At 55.5% G+C, this 838-nt stretch carries 1 protein-coding gene; it reads right to left on the bottom strand.

All coding sequences use genetic code 11. The features are described from left to right. A partial coding sequence (locus AC1DVH_RS32005; RefSeq protein ID WP_477757153.1) for a transposase occupies positions 1-765 on the bottom strand: 765 nt, incomplete at its 3' end. Positions 766-838 lie beyond the last annotated feature (73 nt).

The raw sequence follows: 838 nt of genomic DNA on the forward strand, positions 1-838 counted from the left end.
CTTGGTATCGACCGCCGTCTGTACGTTGTAACCCACGATTCCTTTGCCGCTCGTCATCATSGAGCGSGCGTCYGGGTCGGTCAGCGAGAYCTGTTTGTCCGGCGACTCCTCAAGCTGTATTTCAATCGCCTGAAGTGCCTTCATCTGCTCCTTCAGTTTGRCGATTTTCTCTTCCAGGCCGCCTTTGGGCCCTGAAGACTTGGTCTCTTCGCGATCAGCTGCATCCAGCGCCTTTAGATAACTGGTGATGCTCGATTCGATTTCTTCCATCCGGCGCTTCAGCTTGGCGCTGGTGAAATTGCGGTCGCGGTGGTTCACCGCCTTGAATTTACTGCCGTCGATAGCAACGAGGTTTTCCGAAAAAAGCCCCAACTGCTGRCACAGCACAACAAACTGGCGGCAAACGCCTCGAATGGCCTTGCCGTTGTCTTTGCGGAAGTTGGCGATGGTCTTGAAATCCGGCATCAAGCGACCGGTAAGCCACATCAATTCGACGTTGCGCTGCGCCTCGCGCTCAAGGCGTCGGCTCGACTGGATGCGGTTTAGATAGCCGTARATGTAGATCTTCAGCATGACTGCGGGGTGGTAGGCCGGTCGGCCAGTTTCAGCAGGGACAGCGCTTTCAAAACCCAAGGTGATCAGGTCGAGTTCATCCACGAAGACATCGACAACGCGCACCGGATTAGTGTCGCTGACGTAATCGTCCAGGCTCTCGGGGAGCAGGGTCCTTTGACCTCGGTGTTCACCTTGAATGAAGCGTTTCATGGGCAGCCCTTGCGATGAAATCCGGGGCAATCATAGCAAGGGTTGGCTTTGGCGTTTTGACACACTCTGGGCC

Source organism: Pseudomonas sp. P4_C3 (assembly GCF_056402075.1).